Origin of the sequence: Henriciella sp., assembly GCF_049649345.1 — a bacterium.
In the GTDB taxonomy this organism is placed as follows: domain Bacteria; phylum Pseudomonadota; class Alphaproteobacteria; order Caulobacterales; family Hyphomonadaceae; genus Henriciella.
This window is the reverse complement of sequence record NZ_JBARZC010000471.1, coordinates 1-1,908: the sequence shown is the minus strand read 5'-3', so window position 1 is coordinate 1,908 and position 1,908 is coordinate 1. Positions and strand designations below refer to the sequence as shown.

3 protein-coding genes are annotated in these 1,908 nt (G+C 61.3%); all 3 read right to left on the bottom strand.

What is annotated here, in order from left to right; translation table 11 throughout:
- A partial coding sequence (ybeY, locus tag WA989_RS13030; RefSeq protein WP_424340922.1) for an rRNA maturation RNase YbeY occupies window positions 1–287 on the bottom strand: 287 nt, incomplete at its 3' end.
- Window positions 284–1,243 carry a PhoH family protein gene (locus WA989_RS13025; RefSeq protein WP_424340921.1) on the bottom strand — a complete coding sequence of 320 codons (960 nt, stop codon included), beginning with the start codon at window positions 1,241–1,243 and terminating at the stop codon, window positions 284–286. The genes WA989_RS13025 and ybeY, both read right to left, overlap by 4 nt.
- Before the next feature lies 1 nt (window position 1,244).
- Window positions 1,245–1,908: radical SAM protein (locus WA989_RS13020; protein WP_424340920.1), on the bottom strand; the 664-nt coding region annotated here is incomplete at its 5' end.

Genomic DNA, 1,908 nt, shown 5'->3' with positions numbered 1-1,908 from the left:
GCCGCATCCGCCGAGGCGATGCCATAGCCGACGGCAATATCGCCCAGGAAGGGCGCTTCCATTTCGCCAGCCGGAAAGGAGAGGACATCGGTCGGTTTGTCCTTGCTGCGCCAGTCGCGATTGAGCTGCTGCATCTCGGCGTCATCTGTCAGGAGCAGGCCGACCTCGCCGGATTTGCCTGTCATGGAGTGGCCAGCCGCAAGCGCAGTTTCACAGACAGAGCTCAGCTCCGCCACTGTCTCGGTCCATTTTTCTTCTTCGATGCGCAGATCGAGCGTCACACTCATTGTCCGGCGGCTCCATCGCGGTCATAGGCGCGGATGATGCGCGATACGAGGGCATGTCGGCGCACATCTGCAGCGGTGAACTCGACAAAGCCGGCGCCTTCGACGCCCTCGAGAATTTTGAGCGCGTGGGCAAGACCGGAGGATGTTTTGGGCGGCAGGTCGACCTGGCCCGGGTCACCGGTGACAACCATGCGGCTGTCGCGGCCAAGTCTCGTCAGCACCATCTTGGTCTGACCGATCGTGGCATTCTGGGCTTCATCCATGATGACGAAGGCGTTCTTGAGCGTGCGCCCGCGCATGAAGGCGAGCGGGGCCACCTCTATGATCTTCTTCTCCCGCATCCGCTCGACATGATCGGCGCCGAGCACTTCGTTCAGCGCGTCCCAGATGGGCCGGAGATAGGGCTCAACCTTTTCCTCAAGATCGCCAGGCAGAAAGCCGAGATTTTCGCCGGCCTCGACAGCGGGGCGCGTGATGATCAGCCGCTCCTTGGTCTTCTTGCGAAGCTCTGCGGCGCCGGCTGCAACAGCCAGAAAGGTCTTGCCGGTGCCGGCCGGGCCGGTTCCGAAAACGAGGTCGGTGCCAGGCCGGGTCAGAAGGTCGATATATCTCGCCTGCGTCTTGGTCTGCGGCATGACAGGCACGCGCAAGCCTGAAAGAGACCCGTAGGACTCGGCTGGCGCGCGGGCCTGGTCGATAGCCCCTTCAAAGGCGTCCTCACCAGCATCGGGATTGGCTTTGAGCATCCGCTCGAAAGCGGCGAGCGTCGCCTCAGCATTCGAGACAGCATCGGTCGAGCCGGTCAGCTTGATGCTGCCGCCCTGGCTCTCGGCTTCGAGCTTCCCGTCAATAAAAGCCATCTCAAGCTTCATCAAGTTGCGGTGCTGTGGCCCGCAGATCGACTGAAGCTGGTCTGAATTATCCGGCGAATAGAGGCGGGTGATCGTGCCTTTCAAATCAGGCAACCTCCACCACAGCTGCATATTCGCCTGCGAGCGAATTCAATGTCGCGCCCACGACTTTCACATCCACGATCTGGCCGAGCGTCGTGGCTGGCGCATCAAAATGGATCGCCTGCTGCCATGGGCTGCGGCCATGCATCTGTCCGTCCATACGGCCCTTTCCGGTCACCAGCACGGGTATCGTTTGCCCGATCTTGGAAGCGTTGAACGCACGCTGTTGTTCCCAGAGAAGCGCCTGGAGGCGATGGAGGCGCTCGGTCGCGACCTCGTCGGGCACATGGCCGAACATGTCGGCGGCGGGTGTGCCGGGGCGCGGAGAATATTTGAACGAATAGGCGATGGCGTAGCCGACTTCGCGCACAAGGCTCATCGTGTCTTCGAAATCCTGGTCGGACTCGCCGGGAAAGCCGACGATGAAATCGGAAGCGAGCGCCATGTCAGGGCGCGCATCACGCATCTTGTGCATGATGTCTAGATAGTGCTCGGCAGTATGGCCGCGATTCATCGCTTTCAGGATCCGGTCCGAGCCCGACTGAACCGGCAGGTGCAGGAAGGGCATCAGCTCCGACACTTCGCCATGCGCGGCGATAAGGTCGTCATCCATATCGCGCGGATGGCTGGTCGTGTAACGGATACGGTCGATGCCGCCTATCTTTGAG